Origin of the sequence: Lutimaribacter pacificus (assembly GCF_900142185.1) — a bacterium.
GTDB lineage: Bacteria > Pseudomonadota > Alphaproteobacteria > Rhodobacterales > Rhodobacteraceae > Lutimaribacter > Lutimaribacter pacificus.
In genome coordinates this window covers 537,433-558,819 of sequence record NZ_FQZZ01000001.1, presented here as the reverse complement: position 1 = coordinate 558,819, position 21,387 = coordinate 537,433, and the positions used below count along the sequence as shown (strand labels likewise).

General features: G+C 64.7%; 23 protein-coding genes. 18 read left to right on the top strand and 5 right to left on the bottom strand.

Annotated features, from left to right (window positions below; all coding sequences use genetic code 11):
- Window positions 1–82 precede the first annotated feature (82 nt).
- From F3H87_RS02770 to F3H87_RS02760, 3 genes are all read left to right on the top strand, one after another.
- Window positions 83–661 carry a L,D-transpeptidase gene (locus F3H87_RS02770; protein WP_149786560.1) on the top strand — a complete coding sequence of 193 codons (579 nt, stop codon included), beginning with the start codon at window positions 83–85 and terminating at the stop codon, window positions 659–661.
- 119 nt (window positions 662–780) lie between these two features.
- Window positions 781–1,485 (top strand): CoA transferase subunit A, encoded by a 705-nt coding sequence (locus tag F3H87_RS02765; RefSeq protein WP_149786561.1) that lies wholly within the window; start codon window positions 781–783, stop codon window positions 1,483–1,485.
- Window positions 1,485–2,111 (top strand): 3-oxoacid CoA-transferase subunit B, encoded by a 627-nt coding sequence (locus F3H87_RS02760; protein ID WP_149786562.1) that lies wholly within the window; start codon window positions 1,485–1,487, stop codon window positions 2,109–2,111. The genes F3H87_RS02765 and F3H87_RS02760 overlap by 1 nt, the downstream gene beginning before the upstream one ends.
- A 53-nt stretch (window positions 2,112–2,164) precedes the next feature.
- Here the strand turns inward: F3H87_RS02760 and F3H87_RS02755 are convergent, their stop codons facing one another.
- Together F3H87_RS02755 and F3H87_RS02750 are read right to left on the bottom strand one after the other, a co-directional pair.
- Window positions 2,165–2,965, bottom strand: coding sequence for a lytic transglycosylase domain-containing protein (locus F3H87_RS02755; RefSeq protein WP_149786563.1), 801 nt, complete (start codon window positions 2,963–2,965; stop codon window positions 2,165–2,167).
- 4 nt (window positions 2,966–2,969) lie between these two features.
- Entirely contained in the window at window positions 2,970–3,326 is a 357-nt protein-coding gene (locus F3H87_RS02750; RefSeq protein WP_149786564.1) for a hypothetical protein, read from the bottom strand.
- Between F3H87_RS02750 and F3H87_RS02745 the strand changes: the two genes are divergently transcribed.
- The 13 genes from F3H87_RS02745 to F3H87_RS02685 all read left to right on the top strand — a co-directional run bounded on the left by F3H87_RS02745 (window position 3,325) and on the right by F3H87_RS02685 (window position 15,588).
- A complete protein-coding gene (locus F3H87_RS02745; RefSeq protein WP_149786565.1) occupies window positions 3,325–3,513 on the top strand; it encodes a Flp family type IVb pilin in 189 nt (62 codons plus the stop codon). The genes F3H87_RS02750 and F3H87_RS02745 overlap by 2 nt on opposite strands.
- A gap of 251 nt (window positions 3,514–3,764) precedes the next feature.
- Window positions 3,765–3,944: a hypothetical protein gene (locus tag F3H87_RS02740; protein ID WP_149786566.1), complete on the top strand. Its 180-nt coding sequence runs from the start codon at window positions 3,765–3,767 to the stop codon at window positions 3,942–3,944.
- An 85-nt stretch (window positions 3,945–4,029) separates the two neighbouring features.
- On the top strand, window positions 4,030–4,887 hold the full coding sequence (gene cpaB, locus F3H87_RS02735) for a Flp pilus assembly protein CpaB (RefSeq protein ID WP_149786567.1): 858 nt from the start codon (window positions 4,030–4,032) through the stop codon (window positions 4,885–4,887).
- A gap of 199 nt (window positions 4,888–5,086) precedes the next feature.
- The gene (locus tag F3H87_RS02730; protein ID WP_149786568.1) at window positions 5,087–6,526 is read left to right on the top strand and encodes a type II and III secretion system protein family protein; all 1,440 of its coding nucleotides are present in this window, start codon (window positions 5,087–5,089) and stop codon (window positions 6,524–6,526) included.
- Between the two features lie 15 nt (window positions 6,527–6,541).
- On the top strand, window positions 6,542–7,198 hold the full coding sequence (locus F3H87_RS02725; protein WP_149786569.1) for an OmpA family protein: 657 nt from the start codon (window positions 6,542–6,544) through the stop codon (window positions 7,196–7,198).
- Window positions 7,199–7,429: 231 nt separating this feature from the next.
- The gene (locus F3H87_RS02720) at window positions 7,430–8,695 is read left to right on the top strand and encodes an AAA family ATPase (protein WP_149786570.1); all 1,266 of its coding nucleotides are present in this window, start codon (window positions 7,430–7,432) and stop codon (window positions 8,693–8,695) included.
- A 20-nt stretch (window positions 8,696–8,715) separates the two neighbouring features.
- Window positions 8,716–10,188, top strand: a complete 1,473-nt coding sequence (locus F3H87_RS02715; protein WP_149786571.1) for a CpaF family protein — start codon at window positions 8,716–8,718, stop codon at window positions 10,186–10,188.
- Window positions 10,189–10,193: 5 nt separating this feature from the next.
- The gene (locus tag F3H87_RS02710) at window positions 10,194–11,162 is read left to right on the top strand and encodes a type II secretion system F family protein (protein WP_149786572.1); all 969 of its coding nucleotides are present in this window, start codon (window positions 10,194–10,196) and stop codon (window positions 11,160–11,162) included.
- 15 nt (window positions 11,163–11,177) lie between these two features.
- Window positions 11,178–12,149: a type II secretion system F family protein gene (locus tag F3H87_RS02705; protein ID WP_149786573.1), complete on the top strand. Its 972-nt coding sequence runs from the start codon at window positions 11,178–11,180 to the stop codon at window positions 12,147–12,149.
- Window positions 12,150–12,171: 22 nt separating this feature from the next.
- The gene (locus tag F3H87_RS02700) at window positions 12,172–12,735 is read left to right on the top strand and encodes a tetratricopeptide repeat protein (RefSeq protein ID WP_149786574.1); all 564 of its coding nucleotides are present in this window, start codon (window positions 12,172–12,174) and stop codon (window positions 12,733–12,735) included.
- Between the two features lie 29 nt (window positions 12,736–12,764).
- A complete protein-coding gene (locus tag F3H87_RS02695) occupies window positions 12,765–13,616 on the top strand; it encodes a tetratricopeptide repeat protein (RefSeq protein WP_149786575.1) in 852 nt (283 codons plus the stop codon).
- A gap of 6 nt (window positions 13,617–13,622) precedes the next feature.
- Complete coding sequence (locus tag F3H87_RS02690) at window positions 13,623–14,147, top strand: prepilin peptidase (RefSeq protein ID WP_317511004.1); 525 nt, start codon at window positions 13,623–13,625, stop codon at window positions 14,145–14,147.
- Window positions 14,148–14,268: 121 nt separating this feature from the next.
- A complete protein-coding gene (locus tag F3H87_RS02685; protein WP_149786576.1) occupies window positions 14,269–15,588 on the top strand; it encodes a P-loop NTPase family protein in 1,320 nt (439 codons plus the stop codon).
- Between the two features lie 62 nt (window positions 15,589–15,650).
- Here F3H87_RS02685 and F3H87_RS02680 read toward each other — a convergent pair whose 3' ends face one another.
- The gene (locus tag F3H87_RS02680; protein ID WP_149786577.1) at window positions 15,651–16,136 is read right to left on the bottom strand and encodes a DUF4405 domain-containing protein; all 486 of its coding nucleotides are present in this window, start codon (window positions 16,134–16,136) and stop codon (window positions 15,651–15,653) included.
- 144 nt (window positions 16,137–16,280) lie between these two features.
- Here F3H87_RS02680 and F3H87_RS02675 point away from each other — a divergent pair, with 144 nt between their 5' ends.
- Window positions 16,281–18,683 carry a ligase-associated DNA damage response DEXH box helicase gene (locus F3H87_RS02675; protein ID WP_149786578.1) on the top strand — a complete coding sequence of 801 codons (2,403 nt, stop codon included), beginning with the start codon at window positions 16,281–16,283 and terminating at the stop codon, window positions 18,681–18,683.
- Between the two features lie 70 nt (window positions 18,684–18,753).
- Entirely contained in the window at window positions 18,754–19,434 is a 681-nt protein-coding gene (gene pdeM / locus F3H87_RS02670; RefSeq protein ID WP_149786579.1) for a ligase-associated DNA damage response endonuclease PdeM, read from the top strand.
- Here the strand turns inward: pdeM and F3H87_RS02665 are convergent.
- Together F3H87_RS02665 and folD are read right to left on the bottom strand one after the other, a co-directional pair.
- Complete coding sequence (locus tag F3H87_RS02665; RefSeq protein ID WP_149786580.1) at window positions 19,431–20,225, bottom strand: LytTR family DNA-binding domain-containing protein; 795 nt, start codon at window positions 20,223–20,225, stop codon at window positions 19,431–19,433. The genes pdeM and F3H87_RS02665 overlap by 4 nt on opposite strands.
- Before the next feature lie 176 nt (window positions 20,226–20,401).
- The gene (gene folD / locus F3H87_RS02660) at window positions 20,402–21,319 is read right to left on the bottom strand and encodes a bifunctional methylenetetrahydrofolate dehydrogenase/methenyltetrahydrofolate cyclohydrolase FolD (protein WP_149786581.1); all 918 of its coding nucleotides are present in this window, start codon (window positions 21,317–21,319) and stop codon (window positions 20,402–20,404) included.
- Window positions 21,320–21,387: the final 68 nt, after the last annotated feature.

Sequence of the window (21,387 nt, the reverse complement as noted above, 5' to 3'; positions counted from 1 at the left end):
GCCGTGAGCCATGTTGATTGGCCATTTTCGCCCGCCTGACCGATCACTTGCCGAAACGGCAGGTGGTCGAGAGGACAGGCAAATGGCAGGAAAAATCGTAACGCGGCGCGCGATGTTGCTGGCAGGGGGCGCGGCGCTGCTTGCCCCCGCGGTGCTGCGGGCGGAGCCCGCGCCGGACGGCCGGCAGGGGCAGCCCGGCGTGCGCCACAACGTATCAAGCTTTTCGGCGCAGGACTGGCGCGATCATTTCGACACGCTGGGCAAGGGCGCGATCGTGGCCGACACGGTGTCGCGCGCGCTGCATTTCTGGAACGCGGACGACACCGACTACCGCGTCTATCCCACCTCTGTCCCGATGAGCGACGAGCTGACGAAACGCGGCTATACCCGCATCGTGCGCAAGAAGGTCGGCCCCGACTGGACACCGACGCCCAGCATGATCGAGCGCGGCATGGACGTGCGCTATATGCCGCCGGGCCCCGACAACCCGCTGGGCACACATGCGATGTACCTGTCCTGGCCCGCCTACCTGATCCACGGCACCCATGACACGCGCAAGATCGGGCGGCGGTCGTCGGACGGGTGTATCGGCCTTTACAACGAGATGATCGCCGACCTGTTCGACCGCGCGCCGGTCGGAACGCAGGTGCGGATCATCTGATCCGGGGCGGTTCCGCCCCTTCCCCGCCGCTGCGAATTCGGCCGGCCGGCCGAGGATCGCGTTGACTCTGTGCCTGTCTCCCGGCAAGACCGGAGCATACCGGATTGAGGGAGACAGGAATGAAGAAAGTCTATAGCTCGGCCGCGGCGGCGCTGGACGGCGTCCTGCATGACGGGATGCTGATCGCGGCCGGGGGGTTCGGCCTGTGCGGCATTCCCGAACTGCTGATCGACGCCATCGTCGACAGCGGCGTCCAGAACCTGACCGTGGCCTCGAACAATGCCGGTGTCGACGATTTCGGCCTGGGCAAACTGCTGGCGACCCGCCAGGTCAAGCGCATGATGTCGTCCTACGTGGGCGAGAACGCCGAATTCATGCGCCAATACCTGTCGGGTGAGCTGGAGCTGGAATTCAACCCGCAGGGCACCTTGGCGGAACGGATGCGCGCCGGCGGCGCGGGCATCCCCGGTTTCTACACCAAGACCGGCGTGGGCACGCAGATCGCCGAGGGCAAGGAGGTCAAGACTTTCGACGGCGTGGATTACATCCTGGAGCGCGGGATCTTCGCCGACCTCAGCATCGTCAAGGCATGGAAGGCCGACACCACCGGCAACGCGATCTTCCGCAAGACCGCGCGCAACTTCAACCCGCCGGCGGCCATGTGCGGCAAGATCTGCGTGATGGAGGTCGAGGAAATCGTCGAACCGGGCGAGCTGGACGCCGACGCCATCCACCTGCCGGGCATCTATGTGCATCGCCTGATCCAGGGCGAGCACGAGAAACGCATCGAACAGCGCACCGTTCGCAAGAGGGAGGAAGCCTGATGCCCTGGGATCGCAACGAGATGGCCGCGCGCGCGGCACGGGAACTGGAAGACGGCATGTATGTCAACCTCGGGATCGGGATTCCGACGCTGGTGTCGAACTACATCCCCGAGGGCGTCGAGGTGACGCTGCAATCGGAGAACGGGATGCTGGGCATGGGCCCGTTCCCCTACGAGGGCGACGAAGACCCCGACCTGATCAACGCCGGCAAGCAGACGATCACCGAACTGCCGCATTCGGTCTATTTCGACAGCGCCACCAGTTTCGGCATGATCCGCGGCGGCAAGATCGCCATGGCGATCCTGGGCGCGATGGAGGTCAGCGAAGAGGGCGACCTGGCCAACTGGATGATCCCCGGCAAGCTGGTCAAGGGCATGGGCGGCGCGATGGACCTTGTGGCCGGTGTCGGCCGCGTGGTGGTGGTGATGGACCACACCAACAAGGCGGGCGAGTCGAAGGTGCTGAAGGCGTGCACCCTGCCGCTGACCGGCAAGGCGGTGGTCGATCGGATCATCACCAATCTCGGCGTGCTCGACGTGACCCACAAGGGGCTGCATATCGTCGAATGCGCCCCCGGCGTCAGCCGCGAGGATATCATCGCCGCGACCGAGGCGACCATCGTCTGAGCCGCCCGCGCAAACCACGGGGCACAAGGGCCGCGCACCAGCGCGGCCCTTTTTCATGAGCCGAGGTTGAACACGCAGCCGTCCGAGATCAGCTGAGGCGGGGTCTTGCACAGCGCGCGGGCCACGGCGAAGGCGGCCAGCACCTTGGGCACGTAATCGCGGGTCTCGGCGAAGGGCGGAACGCCCGAATGCTTTTTCACCGCGTTCTCGCCCGCGTTATAGGCCGCCAGCGCCAGGATGGCATCGCCCTGGAACTCGCCCAGCAGCCAGTCGAGATAGGCAACCCCGCCCCTGATGTTCTGGTCCGGGTCCATGCTGTCGGCCACGCCGAACCGTTGGGCCGTGGCCGGGATCAGCTGCATCAGCCCCTGCGCGCCCGCGCCGCTGACCGCATCCGCCCTGCCCCCGGATTCGACCGAGATCACCGCCAGCACCAGCGCCGGCGATACGCCCGTGCCCACCGTGTTCAGCAACAGCGGCGCCTTTTGTTCGCGCGCGATGCGCAGCAGGTCGCTGAGCCGGGGCGCGGATACGCCCTGCCCGTCGGGCGGGTTCGACAGGCTGGTCAGCGCGGGCTCCAGCCGGGCGGGGCCGGTATCCTCGATCCCCGGCGAGATCGCCTCCCAGAACCAGCCATAGCGCGCGGCGACGGGCACGCCCGGATCGGCCGGGGCCGCGGGTTTCGCGGCGGGCTCGGCCTGCGGCTCGATCTGCGGCAGCACCGGCCGCTCGCCCGGTTTCGGCGGGGTGATGCGTTTGAAGGTGAACTCGGGAAAGGGCGTCGGCGCCTCGGCCAGAACGCCCCCTGCCCCGGCAAGGGCCATCATGCCAGCCAGAATCCATACGCGGTGCATTTTCCTAACCTGCCGCTTTATCGCTGCTCGTTAACGAAACATTCGCAGAATCAATGCGAAAAAACCAGTTTACCGCGTGCGATTCGCCCCCGAACCGTTGCAAATCCGGCATGGGTTCAGATGCAGCTTTAATTTTCCATATTTTTTTATCGTTTATTTTCAATATATTAACCAAAAAATCGTCTATCCGCCGGCAGGTCTCCAAAATCGTGCGAATGCCGCCCAAATCATGCCGCATTCCATTGGCTAATTGTCGCCATACCAACGCGGCGACGGGCCGGATGAGAGTAACGCCCGACAACATCGCCGTCACGGTAGTGAACCTGACTGAGTAACCTGATCCTTTGGAGGGACGAACCATGATCAAATTCTTCAAGAACTTCCGCAAAGACGAAGACGGCGCCGTGACGGTGGACTGGGTCGTGCTGACCGCAGCCGTGGTTGGCCTGGCAATCGTGGCCTTTGGCGCCATCAACGAGAATGCAGCATCGCTGGCCGGCGCCACCGCTGAAGAGATCGGCACCACCGTGCCCGTCTACACCCCGTAAGGGTAGCAGGCGCCCTGCGCCGCAACCCACCGGAATCGAAAGCGGGCCGTCTGTATTTGCAGGCGGCCCCTTTGCTTGGAAATGTCGTGAAACCCCTGACATTTTCCCGCATTTCGATCCGTCACCACCAAATTTCTGCCCAAATCCCATGTCATACAAAGGCGTAACCTGGGTCGACCGGCCGGATTGAGAGTACCGCCCGCACGACGATGACAGGCCAAAGACACGGGACGATCCCACGGAGGATGAGGATGTTGAAACTTGCAAAGCGCTTTCTGGGCGATGACTCGGGCGCCGTCACCGTCGACTGGGTCATCCTGACCGCAGCCGTCGTGGGGCTGGCGACCATCGCCTATATCGGGATCAACGACCAGACCAATCTGCTGGCGCAGAACACGGCAGACGCTATCCCGACACAGGTCGGCGACTGATCCGTTGCCGGCCCGGCCGGCAGATGACGAAACCAGGCAACGCGAGGCACCCCGCATCGCAGCCACAACGTAATGAGGAAAGAACATGCGAGCAGTCTTTGGATTGGTCCTGATCGCCGGCCTCGCCCTTGCCGGTTTCGCGGTCTACATGGCCCAGAACTACATCGCAAGCTACCAGGCCAAGCTGGACGCCGCGAACGCCATGAAAGAGCAGTTGGTGAAAACCATCCCCGTCTACGTGGCGCAGCGCCCGCTCAAATACGGTGAGTTGCTGACCCCCGAGGATGTGCGCGAGGTCCGCTGGCCCGAGAGCGCCATCCCCGAAGGTGCCTTCACCAAGGCAGAGGCCCTGTTCCCCGCCAATTCCGACGAGCTGCGCACCGTTCTGCGCAGCATGGAAAAGGACGAGGCGATCCTGGCCCTCAAGGTGACCGAGCCGGGACAGGATGCCGGCATCACCTCGCGCCTGGAACGCGGGATGCGGGCCTTTGCGATCAAGGTCGACGTGGCCAGCGGCGTTTCGGGCTTCCTGATGCCGGGGCACCGCGTCGATGTCTACTGGACCGGCCGGGTCAACCGCCCCGGCGCCAGCAATACCGATGAAGTGACCAAGCTGATCGAAACCGGCGTCAACGTCATAGCGATCGACCAGTCGGCCAACAGCGAAAACACCTCGGCCACCATCGCGCGCACCGTCACCGTGGCCGTGCGCCCCGAACAGGTGGCCAGCCTTGCGCTCGCGCAGACCACCGGCCGGTTGTCGCTGGCCCTTGTCGGCACCGATGACGACACCGTCAGCGAGGCGATCGAGATCGACCAGGCCAAGCTGCTGGGTCTTGCCGCCGCGCCGGTGGTGGAGCAAGAGGCAAAGAAAGAGGTCTGCACCATCCGCACCCGCCGTGGCGCCGAGGTGGTGGAAATTCCGATCCCCTGCACGAACTGATGACCCCCGGCAACGGGTGTGCGACGCGGGCGGCCGGGCAACCGGCCGCCCGCGATCTGTTTGGCTGTTGCCACATATCCACATGAGTTTTCATGCGGAACAGCTTGATTCTTGCAAAAAAACCGCACTTCGTGCATGGTCGCCCCCAATAAGGCCGAAAAGGCCATATAAACGAGGCGTGATCGGAGAGGCAGGTCACATGACAATCGAAAAGCTTTTCAAGGCGGCCGTGACCGGCCTTGCGCTTGCGGCCATGCCGCTGGCCATGACCGGACCGGCCCTTGCAGAAACGATCCGCGTGGTCACGCGCGGCACCGAAACCGACCTGAACGTTCCGATGAACCGCGCCGTCGTGGTGGAAAGCGAAATGCCCTTCGCGGAACTCAGCATCGCGAACCCCTCGATCGCCGATATCTCGTCGCTCAGCGATCGCACGATCTATGTCCTGGGCAAATCGCCGGGCCTGACCACGCTGTCGATATTCGACGCCAACGGCCAGTTGATCACCAACGTGGACGTGCGCGTGGCCGCAGACGTGTCCGAATTCAAGGAACGCGTCCGGCAGATCATGCCGGGAGAGAATATCGAAGTGCGCACCGCCAATGACGGCATCGTGCTGTCGGGCACCGTGTCGAGCATCAGCAAGATGGACCGCGTACTGGAACTGGCCGAACGCTATGCCCCCGAACGGGTGTCGAACCTGATGTCGGTGGGCGGCGTGCAGCAGGTCATGCTCAAGGTCCGTTTCGCCGAAATGGAGCGCAACGTATCCAAATCGCTGAGCGCCTCGCTGGCGCTGCAGGGCAACACGCTGAGCGGCGACCTGGGCGTTTCCGGCGGGACCAACACCGCGGGCAACCTTTCCGGGCAGCAGAACTCGCTCGTGGGCAACATCCCCGGCACGACCGCGAATAACGGCACCATGCTTTTCGGCTTCAACGCCGGTTCCGTCGAGGTGGGCGTGTTGCTGGAAGCCCTTGAAAGCAAGGGCGTCATCCGCACGCTGGCCGAGCCGAACCTGACCGCCCTTTCGGGCCAGGAGGCCAAGTTCCTGGCCGGCGGCGAATATCCCGTGCCCATCGGCCAGGGCGATGGCCGCGTGTCGGTCGAGTTCAAGCCCTTCGGGATCGAGCTGAACTTTATCCCGCGCGTGCTGGACGACAAGCTGATCAACCTGGAACTCGAAGCCGCCGTTTCGGAAATCGATCCGACCCGCGGCGTCGATTTCAACGCCTTTCGCATCGACGCCTTCAAGCGCCGCGAAACCTCGACCACGGTCGAGCTGCGCGACGGCGAAAGCTTTGCCATCGCCGGGCTGCTCAAGGACGATTTCCGCGACCTGAACGGCCAGGTGCCATGGCTGGGCGATATCCCGATCCTGGGCGCGCTGTTCCGCAGTGCCGAATACCAGCGGTCGCAATCCGAACTGGTGATCATCATCACCGCACATCTGGTCACGCCCACCCGCGGCGAGGCGCTGAGCCTGCCGACCGACCGGGTCAGGCCGCCGTCGGAAAAGGACCTGTTCCTTTACGGTCGCGTGCAGGACAACAGCGGCGGCCAGCGCCAGCTCAGGGGGGCTGCGGGCGAAGTGGCCAAGCAGGATTTCAAAGGCTCCTACGGCTACGTGATGGACTGAGAGGGGACAAGGCAGATGTACAGATACCTCGCACTTACCGGCCTTGTGGCCCTCACCGCCTGCAGCGAGAGCACCGTGCAGAATTCGAGCTTCTGGCGCGAGGCGGGCATCCTGCATAACGATGCCGATTTCGGCAACGCGACGATGAACAACATCCAGATCCAGAACGGCGAGAAAAGCTATATCGTCAGCCTTTCGCAACGCTTCGCCCGCGAAGTGCCGTCGATGGTGAATTTCGAGTTCAACTCGACCGCGCTGGATGAAAACGCCCGCGCGATCCTGCGCCGCCAGGCCGACTGGATCCGCCAGTTCCCCGAGGTGCGGTTCCGCGTCTACGGCCATACCGACAAGGTGGGATCGAACGCCTATAACAAGCGTCTCGGGATGCGCCGCGCGCAGGCGGTGGTACAGTACCTTTCCACGCTCGGGATCAGCCGCAGCCGGCTTGAGGCGGTGGTCAGCTATGGCGAGACGCAGCCGCTGGTCGTGACCGAGGGCCGCGAGCGCCGCAACCGCCGGACCGTGACCGAGGTTTCGGGCTTTATCGGGCGCCATCCGACGGTGATGGACGGCAAATACGCCGAAATCATCTACCGCGAATACGTGCAGAGCGCGACCGCCCGCACCGGGTTGTCCGGCATCCAGGGCTCCGACCTGGCCACCGATCAATAACCATAAACAAAACAACAAACTGCGCGGCGGGCTGAACAATTCAGCCCGCCTTTTGTTATCGTCAAAAGATAACGCACAATTTCGATCTTTTGGCCGTAATGTCGCCCATATTCGCTCGCATCTTGCCTGCTGAGAGATAAGCGGCCCCGACGACTCGGGCACGGGACACCTGGGGAGTCGGTCTTTTTCGGCTGCGCCTCAACTGGACCCGACAATAAGGATGTGAGGCAAATGACGAGTAACGCGCAACTTCAGCCGGAATCGAACCCGATCCTGGCCTGCACGATCAGCAGGGACGTCCAGAATTTCGACCTTCTTATCGAGGACATGGAAACCGCCATGGGCGAAACCTGGGGCGATCTGGGATTTGCCGAAGCACTTGCCTTTTTCGGTCAGCCCGAGGCCGAAAACCTGGAATTCGTGGCGCTGGCCGTCGATGCCGAGGACGAGGAAAACCTCGTCATGCTGGGCGAGATCATCACGCGCGCCAAGGCGAACGACGTCAAGGTGATCCTGATCGCCGAGGATGTCAGCCCCGCCGCCCTGCACCAGCTGCTGCGCCAGGGCGCGGACGAATTCGTGCCCTACCCGCTGCCCGAACTTGAGCTTCAGGCGGCGATCGACCGTCTGCGCGCGCCCGCGCCCGACTCCTATGAGGGATATGCCGAAGAAACAGCCGAGCCGCGCACGACCCGTTTCTCGGGGTCCTCGCGCGAGGGCGTGGTGATGGCCGTGCACGGGCTGGCCGGCGGCTGCGGCGCCACCACCATGGCCGTCAACCTGGCGTGGGAACTGACGCAGGTCGCCAAGAAGGGCGAAACCCCGCCCAAGGTCTGCCTGCTCGATTTCGACCTGCAATACGGCTCTGCCGCGACCTACCTGGACCTGCCCCGCCGCGAGGCGGTGTTCGAGCTTCTGTCCGACACCGAGTCGATGGATGGCGAAAGCTTCAACTCGGCGATGGTCGGCTACGAGGACAGCCTGCAGGTGCTTACCTCACCCTCCGAGATGATCCCGCTCGACCTGCTGACCTCGGACGATATCCGCCGCATCATCGAACAGGCGTCGCATCATTACGACTACGTGCTGATCGACATGCCGCACACGCTGGTCCAGTGGAGCGAAACGGTGCTGAGCATGGCGCATATCTATCTGGCCATGATCGAGCTCGACATGCGCTCGGCCCAGAACACGCTGCGCTTCAAGCGGCTGCTGCAATCCGAGGACATGCCCTTCGAAAAGCTGCGCTTCGTCCTGAACCGCTCGCCGAAATTCACCGACCTGAACGGCAAGAGCCGCGTCAAGCGCATGGCCGAAAGCCTTGGCATCTCGATCGAACTGCTGATGCCCGATGGCGGCCGGCAGGTGACCCAAGGCGCCGACCACGGCCAGCCGCTTGCACTGAGCGCCCCCAAGAACGTGCTGCGCAAGGAAATCGCCAAACTGGCCCAGAGCCTGCACGAGCTGGGCCAGAGCGAAACCGAGGCAGCCGCCTGACCGACCCGAGGATCTGACGCATGTTTTCGCGCTACAAGAAACCCAACGCCCCTGCCCCGGCCGCCGCCGGCGCACGCCCTGCCGCCCCCGCGCCCAAGGCCCCCGGCCCGGCAAAGGCCCCCGCCGCAGCCGGTGCCGCCGCCCCCAAACCCGCGGTCACCCGCAAACCGGCCCCCAAGGTCGCCGCGCAGGCGGGCCCGGCCGACAAGGAACGCAAGCGCAAGGAGCGCCTGGGCGAGATCAAGCTGGAACTGCACCGCGCGCTTCTCGACAACCTCAACCTCGGCGCCATCGAAAGCGCGAGCGAAACCGACCTCAAGACCGAGATTTCGGCCATCGCCTCCGAGGTACTGTCGGAACAGGGCATCGTGCTGAACCGCGAGGACCGCACGACCCTCAACCAGGAACTCTATGACGAGGTGCGCGGGCTCGGGCCGCTGGAAACGCTGCTCAAGGACGACTCGGTCAACGATATCCTGGTCAACGGCCCGCAGCGCATCTTCGTGGAACGCGCCGGCAAGCTTGAGTTGACCGACATCACCTTCAAGGACGAACGCCACCTGCAGCGCATCATCGACAAGATCGTCAGCGCCGTGGGCCGCCGCGTCGATGAATCGAACCCTTACGTCGACGCCCGTCTTGCGGACGGGTCGCGTTTCAACGCGATGGTGCCGCCGATCGCGGTCGATGGCAGCCTGGTGTCCATCCGTAAGTTCAAGAAGGAAAAGCTGGGCATCGACGACCTGGTGGCCTTTGGCGCGTTTTCCGAGGAAATGGCCGCCTACCTGCAGGCCGCCGTGGCGTGCCGGCTGAACATCATCGTGTCGGGCGGGACCGGCTCGGGCAAGACGACCACGCTGAATGCGCTGTCCTCGTTCATCGACGATTCCGAACGCATCCTGACGATCGAGGACACCGCCGAACTCCAGCTGCAACAGACCCATGTCGGCCGCATGGAAAGCCGCCCGCCCAACGTCGAGGGCAAGGGCGCGGTGACCCAGCGCGACTGCCTGCGCAACGCGCTGCGGATGCGCCCCGACCGCATCATCGTCGGCGAAACCCGCGGCGAGGAAGTGATCGACATGCTGCAGGCCATGAACACCGGCCATGACGGCTCGATGACCACGATCCACGCCAACAGCGCCCGCGACGGTGTCAGCCGCCTGGAGAACATGATCGCAATGGCCGGGATCGAGATGCCGATCAAGGCCGTGCGCAGCCAGATCGCCAGCGCCGTGAACGTGATCGTGCAGGCCAGCCGCCTTCAGGACGGCAGCCGCCGCATGACCTCGATCACCGAGATCACCGGGATGGAGGGCGACGTGATCGCCATGCAGGAAGTGTTCCGCTTTCAGCGCGTCGGCCTGACGCCCGAGAACAAGATCATCGGCCATTTCACCGCCACCGGCGTGCGCAGCCACTATTCCGAACGCTTCCGCCTGTGGGGCTACGACCTGCCGGCCAACATCTTCGAACCGATCGCAGCGGAGTAACCAGCATGTCCATCAGTATCGAGCCGATCATCTATGGCCTGATCTTCATAGGTGTCCTGGTGCTTGTCGAGGGCCTGTACCTGACCGTCTTCGGACGGTCGATCAGCCTCAACAGCCGTGTGAACCGCCGTCTGGAAATGCTCGAACAGGGCAACCGCCGCGAAGAGGTGATGGCGACGCTGCGCAAGGAAATGCGCCAGCACATGAACTCGCGCGGTATCCCGCTTTACGCGATGCTGGCCGACCGCGCGCAGAAGGGCGCGATCGCGTTTTCGCCAAGGCAGCTTATCATGATCATGGTCGGCCTGTCGGTCATCGCCTTTCTCGGGCTGACCGTCGGCACCGAAACCAGCACCCCGGTGCGGGCCATCGTGTCCGTGGGCATGGGCGTCGGCGCGGTTTTCATGTGGGTGAACCACAAGGCCAAGAAACGCCTGAGCATGATCGAGGAACAATTGCCCGACGCGGTCGAACTCATGGTGCGCTCGCTGCGCGTGGGGCACCCGTTCTCGTCCGCGATCCAGATCGTCTCGAAAGAGATCCCCGATCCGCTGGCGACAGAATTCGGCATCATCGCCGACGAAAGCGCCTATGGCCGCGATATCGGCGAAGCGCTCAAGGACCTGGCCGAGCGGCTGGACATGCAGGATTTGCGCTTTCTCGCCGTCGCCGTGACCATCCAGCAACAATCGGGCGGCAACCTGGCCGAGATTCTGGCCGGCCTGGCCCGCGTGATCCGCGCCCGTTTCCGCCTGTTCCGTCGCGTCAAGGCAATCACCGCCGAGGCCCAGTGGTCGGGCAAGTTCCTTTCCGGCTTCCCGATCGCCGCGCTGATCGCGATCAACCTGCTTGACCCGCATTACTATGACGAGGTCATCGACCACCCCTGGTTCATCCCCGCCTGTTTCGTCGTCGGCGGCTTCCTTCTCGTCAACCTTGTGGTGATGAGGATGCTGGTGAACATCAAGGTCTGACACGGGAGACAATCCATGCAACAACTCAACGATCTCCTGACCGGCAACCTGGGCGAATTCGGCCCGCTGATCGTGGTGGGCGGGCTTGGCGTCATGATGATCCTGGCCACCCTGCCGATCCTGCTCAAACAGCAGAAGGACCCGCTGGAAAAGCTGCGCGAGGAAAACGAACGCGGCGTCGTGGTGACGCCGGGCAAGCGCCTGCGCACCAACAATTCCAAGGACAAGCTTGAGAAATACAAGGATTTCCTCGAACCCAAGAACGAAGAGGAATATTCCGCCGTCCGCCAGAAGCTGATGCAGGCGGGCTATCGCACGCGCAACTCGGTCCGCTATTATCACTTCGCGCAATTCGCGCTGGGGATCGGTGGCATCGTGCTCGGCGTGATCTATTACCTGATGTTCATGGGCAACTCCGACAACGCCACAACCCAGCAGACCCTGACCTATATTCTCGGCCCCGGCATCGTGGGATACATGGCACCGAAATACTGGGTCTCCAAACGCCAGCAGGAGCGCCAGGGGCAGATCCAGGACGGGTTTCCCGACGCGCTCGACATGATGCTGGTCTGCATCGAGGCGGGCCAGTCGCTCGACCAGGCGATCATCCGCGTTGCAAAGGAAATCCGCCCCTCCTTCCCCGCGCTCGCCGACGAGTTCGAGATGGTCAGCTTTGAAGTCAAGGCCGGCAAGGACAAGTCCACCGTGCTGCGCGACATGGGCGAACGCTGTGGCGTGATGGACGTATCCAGCTTCGTGACCGTGCTGATCCAGTCGACCTCGTTCGGCACCCCGATCGCCGATGCGCTGCGCGTCTATGCCGGCGAAATGCGGGACAAGCGCGTGATGCGTGCCGAGGAAAAGGCAAACAAGTTGCCTACCAAGATGACACTTGTCACAATGATGTTCACCGTGCCACCCCTTCTGATCATCCTTGTCGGGCCCTCGGCCCACGGGATCACGCAGCTGGGCGCCGCGGGCCCGTAACACGGACAGAACAGGCAACTGAATGACACCGATCCGCCTGGGGATCGCCCTGACCGCAACCCTTGCCCTGGCCGCCTGTTCGACGGGCGGCCTTGGCGCGCAGCGCGGCCCCTATGCCCCCGGTGCCAGACCGGGGGCCGTGGCTGTGGACGGGCTGCTGGTCGGCCACCGCCTGATGCAGGCGGGCGAATACGAACTCGCGCTCGAAGCATACAGCCGCGCCGCGCTGGAACGGGGCACGCGCGATGTCGACGTGCTGTCGGGCATGGGCACCGCCAATCTGGGGCTGGGCCGGCTGGGACAGGCCGAAACGCTGCTGCGCCGGGCCATCGAAACCGACAAGGCGATCCCGGAAACCTGGAACAACCTGGGCGTCGTGCTGATGGAACAGGGCAAAACCGCCGAGGCGGAACAGGTCCTGCGCCGGGCCTATGCGCTGGACAATGGCGAAAGTGACTCAATCCGCGATAATTTACGCTTGGCCATAGCAAAAAACGAAAAACAGGACTATGGTGACGAAAAAGAACAAGATTACAAACTGGTGCGCCGCGGGAGCAGCGATTACGTGATCCGCCGCGTGCCGTAAGAGGCAAGAGCAGTACAAGGACGCAAAACATGCGCCACCCTATCCTTATTTCCCTGTGCGTCGCCGGGGCGTTCGGCCTGTCCGCCTGCGAACAGCGCATCGACAAGGACAAGGTCGATCGCGCCTTTCAGGATGTGGACGTCATCGACGAAAGCAACCTCAGCGACATCATGCTGACCGTGGCCGACCCCAACGAGGCGGTGTCCTATTTCGCCCGCGCGACGCGCGACAAGCCCGAACGCATCGACCTGCAGCGCGGGCTTGCCAGCTCGCTGGTGCGGGCCCGGCGCAACACCGAAGCGGTCACCGCGTGGGAAAAGGTAAACAAGCATGCCGATTCCACCCAGGATGACGAGATCGACCTGGCCGATGCCTATATCCGCGCCGGCCAGTGGAAAGAGGCCGAGGAAACGCTCGACAAGGTGCCGCCCACCTACGAGACCTTCAAACGCTACCGGCTCGAGGCGATGATCGCCGACAGCAACAAGGAGTGGAAGAAGGCCGACAGTTTCTACGAAATCGCCGTGGGCCTGACGACGCGCCCGGGCGGCGTGCTGAACAACTGGGGCTATTCCAAGCTGACGCGCGGCGAGTATGACGAGGCCGAGCGCCTGTTCGGCGAGGCGCTGGAGCATGACAGCACGCTTTTCACCGCCAAGAACAACATGGTCCTGGCCCGTGGCGCGCAGCGCAAATACACCCTGCCCGTCGTGCCGATGGACCAGGTCGAGCGCGCGCAACTGCTGCACACGCTGGGGCTGAGCGCGGTCAAGCAGGGCGACGTCGCCACCGGCAAGACGCTGCTGCGCGAGGCGGTCGAAACCCACCCGCAGCATTTCGAGGCGGCGGTGCGCTCGCTCCGGGCGCTGGAAGACGGCTGATCCCGGATGGATCTGGGCGCCCTGATCGCCGCGCTGTCGCGCGGGATGGCCATCCCCGATATCGCCGCGCTGGTTCTTCTGCTCCTGGCGGCCCCGGTCTGTGCCTGGGTCGCCTATACCGACCTGCGCGCCATGCGCATCCGCAACGTCGCGGTCTATACGCTGTTCGGCCTCTTCGTGGTGGCCGGGCCGTTCCTGATGCCGCTGTCCGACTATGGCTGGCAGCTGACGCATATGCCGATCCTGCTGGCGGCGGGCATCGTGGTGAATGCCGCCGGCCTTGCCGGGGCGGGCGATGCCAAGTTCGTGGCCGCCGCCGGCCCCTATCTCTGGGCTGCCGACCTGCAGGTGCTGATCGTCATCTTCATGGCCAACCTGCTTGCCGCCTTCGTCACCCACCGCGCGGCCAAGCACAGCGGCCTGCGCCGCCTTGCGCCCGACTGGGCAAGCTGGTCGGCGGGCTGGAAATTCCCGATGGGGCTGTCGCTGTCGGGCACGCTGCTGATCTATCTCGCGCTCGGGGCGGCCTGAACGGCCAACAAGGCGCACAGGTTTTTCCATCTTTTCGCCATCTTGACCGGGCATCGTTTTCCGCAAACCCAACACCGGCGCCCCTCCGCGGCGCCGACAGGAGTGAGCAGGACACCGCCCCATGAACATGCAAGTGCCCCCCGCCTCCGGCGTGCAGCCGCCGCCCGTCCCCAAGCGGATCGAGGAAATGCAGCTGTCCACCGTGATGATGCGCGACATCCTGTTGAAAACCATGTTCCGCAAGAACCTGGACATGGTCGGCGACGTGGCGCGCGCCATCTGCCTGCCCCGCGCGGTGACGCAGGAACTGATCGACATCGCCCGCGGCCAGAACCTGCTTGAGGCGACGGGCACGCTGAACGCCAATGCCGCCGGAAACGAGATGGCGTTCCAGCTGACCGATGCCGGCAAGGCGCGCACGCTCGACGCGCTCAGCCAGTCGGAATATTTCGGGCCGATGCCGGTGCCGCTGGATGTCTACCGCGAACAGGTCAAGCGCCAGTCGATCCGCAACATCCAGATCACGCGCAAGCAACTGACCGACGCGATGGGCCACCTGGTGCTGCCCGACAGCCTGCTCGACAATCTCGGCCCTGCGGTCAGTGCCGGACGCTCGATCCTGATGTATGGCCCCCCGGGCAACGGTAAATCCAGTATTTCCAACGGCATCCGCGACGCGATGGGCGACAAGATCTTTGTGCCCCGCGCCATAGAATATGCCGGTCAGGTCATCACCGTCTACGACCCGATCGTGCATTCCGCCGCCGAAACCGAAGAGGACGATCCCAATTCGCTGCGCGTGCGCCGCAGCTATGACACCCGCTATGTCAAATGCGAACGTCCCACGGTGATCACCGGGGGCGAATTGTCGCTCGACATGCTGGACCTTGTCTACAACCCCACCGCGCGCACCTATCAGGCGCCCTTGCAGCTGAAATCCACCGGCGGCATCTTCATCGTCGACGACCTTGGCCGCCAGGCCGAACCGCCGCAAAGCCTGGTCAACCGCTGGATCGTCCCGCTGGAAGAGAACAAGGACATCCTCGCCCTGCAATCGGGCGAGAAGTTCGAGGTGCCGTTCGACACGCTGGTGATCTTTTCCACCAACTTCCACCCGAACGAGATCTTCGACCAGGCGGCGCTGCGCCGGATCTTCTACAAGATCAAGATCGACGGGCCGAACCAGGAAAACTTCCTGAAAATCTTTGCCATGGTCGCCAAGAAAAAGGGGATTCCCCTGAACGAGCCCGCGCTGGTGCACCTGCTCAAGAAGAAATACCCGACCATCAACAATGTCTATGCGAACTACCAGCCGATCTTTCTGATCGACCAGATGATTTCGATCTGCAATTTCGAGGGCATCCCCTACCAGATGACCCCGGATCTGATCGACCGCGCCTGGGGCAACATGTTCGTCAAGGATGAACATATCGTGAAATAATCCGGTCTGCTCGCCGGAAAACGGGCCCGCGCCTTGCGTTTCTGCAAGACGCGGGCCTTTTGTTACTGACCCGAAAGGATCGCCGACAGGATCGCGGCCTGCTGCGCCCGGTCGCCGCCGGCCAGCGCGGCGATGGTCTGCCCGGGTTCGGCCGCAATGCCGATCGCGTCCAGCCGCGCCAGGCCCGCGCCCGTATCCTCGCCCGTCAACGCGATGACACGCTCGACCGGCGCCTGCCCCAACCCCTGCATGATCGCGGCCATCGGGCTGCCGCCGGTTCCGCCCAGCGGCAGGAAGGACACCGCCAGCAACGCCGCGAACACGCCGACGATGCCCACCGCAAGCGGCCGCTTCAGATACAGGGTAAAGGCACGGTAATTGACGCCGATATGCAGCGCGACACCCACCACCATCGCCCAGCTCAGCCATTCATGCGCGGCCTTGTTCAGCCCGGTATCGAGGTGGAAGAACATCAACACCCCGGTCACGGCCGACAACAGGAATGCCCCCATCGTCAGGGGGGTGGCGAATTTTCGGATCGTTTTCATCACCTGCGCTCCATCTGCGATTGGTATTTGCCTTTTTGAACGATGCGCCCCGCCGTTTCCGGCGGGATGGCTGCCATGCGTTGCGCGCAATCGTGATGTTCCCGCCCTGTTCCCCCCTGCCGCATTCCGCGCTACACCTGCCCCATGCGCGACTTGCCCGATCAGATCGAACGCTGGTTCTCCGCCCGGGACTGGGCGATCCACCCGCACCAGCGGCAGATGCTGGCGCGCGCCGCCGATCCCGCGACGCTGCTGATCGCCCCCACCGGCGGCGGCAAGACGATGGCGGGGTTCCTGCCCACGCTGGCCGAACTGGCCAGCGCGCCCCATAGCGGCCTGCACACGATCTATGTCAGCCCGCTCAAGGCGCTGGCCGCCGATATCAAGCGCAACCTGACCGGCCCGGTCGCCGAGATGGGCCTGCCCATCCGTATCGAGGACCGCACCGGCGACACCTCTTATACCGCCCGGCGCCGCCAGCGCGCCGACCCGCCGCATATCCTGCTGACCACGCCGGAATCGCTGGCCCTGCTGATCAGTTACGAGGACGCGCCGCGCATATTCGCCGGGCTGCAACGTATCATCGTCGACGAGATTCACGCCCTGGCCGACAGCAAGCGCGGCGATCAGCTGATGCTGGCGCTGGCCCGCGTGCAATCGCTTGCCCCCGGCCTGCGGCGCGTGGGCCTGTCGGCCACGGTGGACGACCCCGCCGCCATCGCCCGGCTGCTGGCCCGCCACCCCGACCCCTGCGATATCGTCATGGCCGATCCCGGCCCCGATCCCGATATTTCCATGCTGCAAACCGATCAGGCCCCACCCTGGGCGGGCGGCGGCGCGGGCTATGCCATCCCCGCGGTGCTGGAGCAGGTCAGGCGCCACAAGACCACGCTGATCTTTCACAACACCCGCGCGCAGGCCGAGATCTTCTTTCACAAGCTCTGGCTGCAGAATGACGAGGGGCTGCCCGTCGGCATCCATCACGGCTCGCTCTCGCGGGGGCAGCGCGAAAAGGTCGAACAGGCGATGGTCGCGGGCGAATTGCGCGCCATCGTCTGCACCGGCAGCCTCGACCTCGGGATCGACTGGGGCGATGTGGACCTTGTGATCCAGGTCGGCGCGCCCAAGAACGTCAAGCGCCTGATCCAGCGTATCGGGCGGGCCAATCACCGCTACAACGCGCCGTCCAGGGCGCTGCTGGTGCCCGCCAACCGGTTCGAGGTGGTGGAATGCGTCGCCGCGCTCGAAGCGGCGAAAGCGCGCGATCTGGACGGCGAACCGCGCGGTCCCGGCCCGCTGGACGTGCTGTGCCAGCATATCCTGATCACCGCCTGCGCCGGCCCGTTCGATGCCGACGCGCTTTATGCCGAGGTCACCGCCGCGGGCGCCTATGCCGGTCTGCCGCGCGGCGATTTCGACGCCTGCCTGGATTTCTGCGCCACCGGCGGCTACGCGCTGCGCGCCTATGACCGATGGCAACGGCTGCAACGCCGCCCCGACGGCCAATGGCAGTTGCGCGACCCGCGCAGCGCCGCACTGATCCGGCAGAATATCGGCACGATCCAGGACAGCGACCTGCTCAAGGTGCGCATGAAGGGGCGCGGCGGCGCACCGCTGGGCGAGGTCGAAGAGGGGTTTGCCGCCTCGCTCACGCCCGGCGACACCTTCCTGATGGGCGGGCGCGTGGTGCGCTATGAATCCTTGCGCGAAATGACGGTCGAGGTCAGCCGCAACGCCGGGCGCGAGCCCAAAGTGGCGGTGTTCAGCGGCACGAAATTCGCCACCTCCACCCAGCTCAGCCAGCGCATCCTTGCGATGTTCGCGCAAGGCGACTGGCCCCAACTGCCTGCCCACACCGCCGACTGGCTGGCGTTGCAGCGCGATATCTCGCGCCTGCCGCAGGCCGGGCGGCTGCTGATCGAAACCTTCCCGCATGAGGGGCGCGAACACCTTTGCGCCTATGGTTTCGCGGGCCGGAACGCGCAGGCCACGCTGGGCCTGATCCTGACCAAGCGGATGGAGGAGATGGCGCTGGACCCGCTGGGCTTTGTCGCCACCGATTACGCGACGCTGATCTGGGGGCTGGAACGCGTCACCGATCCCGCGCCGCTGTTCGACCGCACCGCCCTGCGCGCGGGGCTGGAGACATGGCTGGCCGGCAACGCGGTGATGAAACGCACCTTTCGCGCCTCGGCCACCATCGCCGGGCTGATCCAGCGCAGTTTCCAGGGCCAGCGCAAATCGGGGCGGCAGGCCACGTTTTCATCGGACATCCTTTACGACACGCTGGCGAAATACGACCCCGGCCACCTGCTGCTGCGCATCACCCGCGACGAGGCGATGCGCGGGCTGGTCGATTTCGGCCGGATCGAGGACATGCTGGACCGCATCGGGGGGCGGATCGACCACGTGCGGCTCGACCGGCTGTCGCCGCTGTCCGCCCCGCTGTTTCTGGAACCCGGCCGGGTGCCGGTGCAGGGCGCAGGACAAGAGCGATTGCTGGCCGAGGAAACCGAACGCCTGCTGGCAAAAGCCGGGCTGGCCTGACCGGCCCGCGCCCTTGCCAGCCCGGCCGATTTCCCCGATGTTGCCGCAACCGAAAGGACCGAGATCCGCAATGCAGGCCCCCGCCCCTTCCAGCGGCTATCCCTTCACCCTTGCCGGCCAGACGCTGCTGGCGCTCGGCTCGGGCGCGCTGTGGTGGCCGGACCGGCGATTGTTGTGCATCTCGGACCTGCATCTTGGCAAATCCGAACGCTTCGCCCGGCGCGGCGGCGCCCCGCTGCCGCCCTATGAAACCCGCGACACGCTGATCCGGCTGCAAACGGATATCGCGGCCTTCCAGCCAACGACCGTGATCTGCCTCGGCGACAGTTTCGACGACACCGCCGCAGCGCACGGGCTGGACGAGGCCGACCGGCTGTGGATCGCCCGCCTGCAGGCCGGGCGCCGCTGGATCTGGATCGAGGGCAACCACGATCCCGGCCCCGTCGATCTGGGCGGCACGCATCTGGCGGAACTGCCGCTGCCGCCGCTTTGTTTTCGCCACATCGCCGACCCGGCCCAAAGCGGCGAGGTCTCGGGCCACTACCACCCCAAGGCCGCGATCCGCACCCGCCTGCGCACGATCAGCCGCCCCTGTTTCCTGGTCGACGGCGACCGCGTGATCCTGCCCGCCTATGGCACCTATACCGGGGGTCTGCGCAGCTCGGATACCGTGCTGGACCGGCTGATGCGCCCCGAGGCGCTGGCCGTGCTTACCGGCCCCACGCCGCGCCCGATGCCGATGCCGCGCTAGACCTGCGGCGGGATCAGCCCCGCCTCTTCCAGCCCCGGGCGATAGGTCCGGCTGACCGGCACCTCCATCCCGTTGATCAGGAACAGCACCGGCTTGCCGTCGACGCGGCCATGCCCCGTCACCGCGCTGCGCGCCACCCAGTGCGAGCGGTGGGTGCAAAACCCCTCGACCGCGTCCATCTCGGTTACCGCGTCGCTGAAGCGCATACGGATCGTGTGCGCCCCGTCGGTCAGCGTGATCGTGACGAAATGGCCATTGGCGGTGATGTGCAGAACATCGCCCGTCTCGCCCTTGGGCAACCGCCGGTAGAGCCGCGGGCGCAGGATGTTTCCGGCCCTTTCGGGGCGCACCGGGCTGCGCGTGACAAGGCGCATGTCCCCGTATTCGTCGCGCGCGAAGAACACGAATTCCTCGAAACCGGGAATCACCCGCCGCACGACGAAAATCAGGATCGTGACCAGCGCGACGTAAAATCCGATACTGCCGAAACAGCCCTGCGCCACGCAGCGCTCCGTATCGAGCGCCCGTGTCAGCGCCGCCACATAGGGCGTGCAGACCAGCACCATCAGGACGGTGGCGGTCGCTTCGAACAGGAAGGGCCGGTCCTTCGGCACATGGCGGGCGGTGATCACGCGCACCGCATAGGCCACCAGCGTCGTCCCGAAACTCACCGCCGTCCAATAGATCAGGCGGTTGCCAAGGCTCATGCTGTCGATCGTGCCGAACGGGCCCGACATCGCCGCGATCAGCGAGATGGCAGTACATACGACAAGCGTAATCGGATGGGTCATCCCCGACCGGATCGTGCTCAGACCGTAACCTGCCAATGCATGTACCCCACGAGACACAATAGAACGTCCCGATATACGAAACAGTGCGTTCTCACCTCAACGTGGGTATGAAAAGCACCACCGCCATGCAAGGGGAAGATGAACAAATCCTCGTCATATGTGACCCGGCGGCCGGATCAGGCGGTCAGCCCCTCGGGCTCGGGCAGGCCGGCGGCGCGGCAACAGGCGGTGACGGTATTGGCCAGCAGGCAGGCGATGGTCATCGGCCCCACCCCGCCCGGCACCGGGGTGATCGCACCCGCGACCGCCGCACAGCTTTCGAAATCGCAATCGCCGACCAGCCGGGTCCTGACGCTGCCATCCTCGTTCACGCCCTTTTCCGGCGCGTCGATACGGTTGATGCCCACGTCGATCACCGTGGCGCCGGGCCTGATCCAGTCGCCCTGCACCATTTGCGGCCGGCCCACGGCGGCCACAACGATATCGGCGCGGCGCACCACGCCGGGCAGGTCGCGGGTGCGCGAATGCGCGATCGTCACCGTGCAGCTGTCGCCCAGCAAAAGCTGCGCCATCGGCTTGCCCACGATGTTCGACCGTCCGATCACCACCGCCTCCATCCCCGACAGATCGCCGTGATGGGCGCGCAGCATCATCAGGCAGCCCAGCGGCGTGCAGGGCACCATGCTTTTCTGCCCCGTGCCCAGCAGCCCGACATTCGAGATATGGAACCCGTCCACATCCTTGGCCGGGTCGATCGCGTTGGTCACCAGACCTTCGTCCAGGTGTTTCGGTAGCGGCAATTGCACAAGGATTCCATGCACATCCGGGTCATTGTTCAGGCGATCTATCAAGCCCAGAAGATCGGCCTCCGACGTGCCCGCATCCAGCTTGTGCTCGTAGGAGTTCATCCCCGCCTCGACGGTCTGCCTGCCCTTGGAGCGGACATAGACCTGGCTGGCCGGGTCCTCGCCCACCAGCACCACGGCAAGACCGGGCGTGATCCCGTGATCCGATTTCAGCCGCGCCACATGGGCCGCCACCTTTTCGCGCACCGTGGCCGCAAAGGCCTTTCCGTCGATGAGTGTTGCAGACATCCGCTATCGCTCCTTCGGTCGGGTTTGCGCGGGTGATGACCGATCCCCGCCCCCGGGGCAAGCCCCGG

Coding starts and splice junctions, on each gene's coding strand:
- F3H87_RS02770 (WP_149786560.1), top strand. CDS start 83: ATGGCAGGAAAAATCGTAACGCGGCGCGCGATGTTGCTGGCAGGGGGC.
- F3H87_RS02765 (WP_149786561.1), top strand. CDS start 781: ATGAAGAAAGTCTATAGCTCGGCCGCGGCGGCGCTGGACGGCGTCCTG.
- F3H87_RS02760 (WP_149786562.1), top strand. CDS start 1,485: ATGCCCTGGGATCGCAACGAGATGGCCGCGCGCGCGGCACGGGAACTG.
- F3H87_RS02755 (WP_149786563.1), bottom strand. CDS start 2,965: ATGCACCGCGTATGGATTCTGGCTGGCATGATGGCCCTTGCCGGGGCA.
- F3H87_RS02745 (WP_149786565.1), top strand. CDS start 3,325: ATGATCAAATTCTTCAAGAACTTCCGCAAAGACGAAGACGGCGCCGTG.
- F3H87_RS02750 (WP_149786564.1), bottom strand. CDS start 3,326: ATGGTTCGTCCCTCCAAAGGATCAGGTTACTCAGTCAGGTTCACTACC.
- F3H87_RS02740 (WP_149786566.1), top strand. CDS start 3,765: ATGTTGAAACTTGCAAAGCGCTTTCTGGGCGATGACTCGGGCGCCGTC.
- cpaB (WP_149786567.1), top strand. CDS start 4,030: ATGCGAGCAGTCTTTGGATTGGTCCTGATCGCCGGCCTCGCCCTTGCC.
- F3H87_RS02730 (WP_149786568.1), top strand. CDS start 5,087: ATGACAATCGAAAAGCTTTTCAAGGCGGCCGTGACCGGCCTTGCGCTT.
- F3H87_RS02725 (WP_149786569.1), top strand. CDS start 6,542: ATGTACAGATACCTCGCACTTACCGGCCTTGTGGCCCTCACCGCCTGC.
- F3H87_RS02720 (WP_149786570.1), top strand. CDS start 7,430: ATGACGAGTAACGCGCAACTTCAGCCGGAATCGAACCCGATCCTGGCC.
- F3H87_RS02715 (WP_149786571.1), top strand. CDS start 8,716: ATGTTTTCGCGCTACAAGAAACCCAACGCCCCTGCCCCGGCCGCCGCC.
- F3H87_RS02710 (WP_149786572.1), top strand. CDS start 10,194: ATGTCCATCAGTATCGAGCCGATCATCTATGGCCTGATCTTCATAGGT.
- F3H87_RS02705 (WP_149786573.1), top strand. CDS start 11,178: ATGCAACAACTCAACGATCTCCTGACCGGCAACCTGGGCGAATTCGGC.
- F3H87_RS02700 (WP_149786574.1), top strand. CDS start 12,172: ATGACACCGATCCGCCTGGGGATCGCCCTGACCGCAACCCTTGCCCTG.
- F3H87_RS02695 (WP_149786575.1), top strand. CDS start 12,765: ATGCGCCACCCTATCCTTATTTCCCTGTGCGTCGCCGGGGCGTTCGGC.
- F3H87_RS02690 (WP_317511004.1), top strand. CDS start 13,623: ATGGATCTGGGCGCCCTGATCGCCGCGCTGTCGCGCGGGATGGCCATC.
- F3H87_RS02685 (WP_149786576.1), top strand. CDS start 14,269: ATGAACATGCAAGTGCCCCCCGCCTCCGGCGTGCAGCCGCCGCCCGTC.
- F3H87_RS02680 (WP_149786577.1), bottom strand. CDS start 16,136: ATGAAAACGATCCGAAAATTCGCCACCCCCCTGACGATGGGGGCATTC.
- F3H87_RS02675 (WP_149786578.1), top strand. CDS start 16,281: ATGCGCGACTTGCCCGATCAGATCGAACGCTGGTTCTCCGCCCGGGAC.
- pdeM (WP_149786579.1), top strand. CDS start 18,754: ATGCAGGCCCCCGCCCCTTCCAGCGGCTATCCCTTCACCCTTGCCGGC.
- F3H87_RS02665 (WP_149786580.1), bottom strand. CDS start 20,225: ATGACCCATCCGATTACGCTTGTCGTATGTACTGCCATCTCGCTGATC.
- folD (WP_149786581.1), bottom strand. CDS start 21,319: ATGTCTGCAACACTCATCGACGGAAAGGCCTTTGCGGCCACGGTGCGC.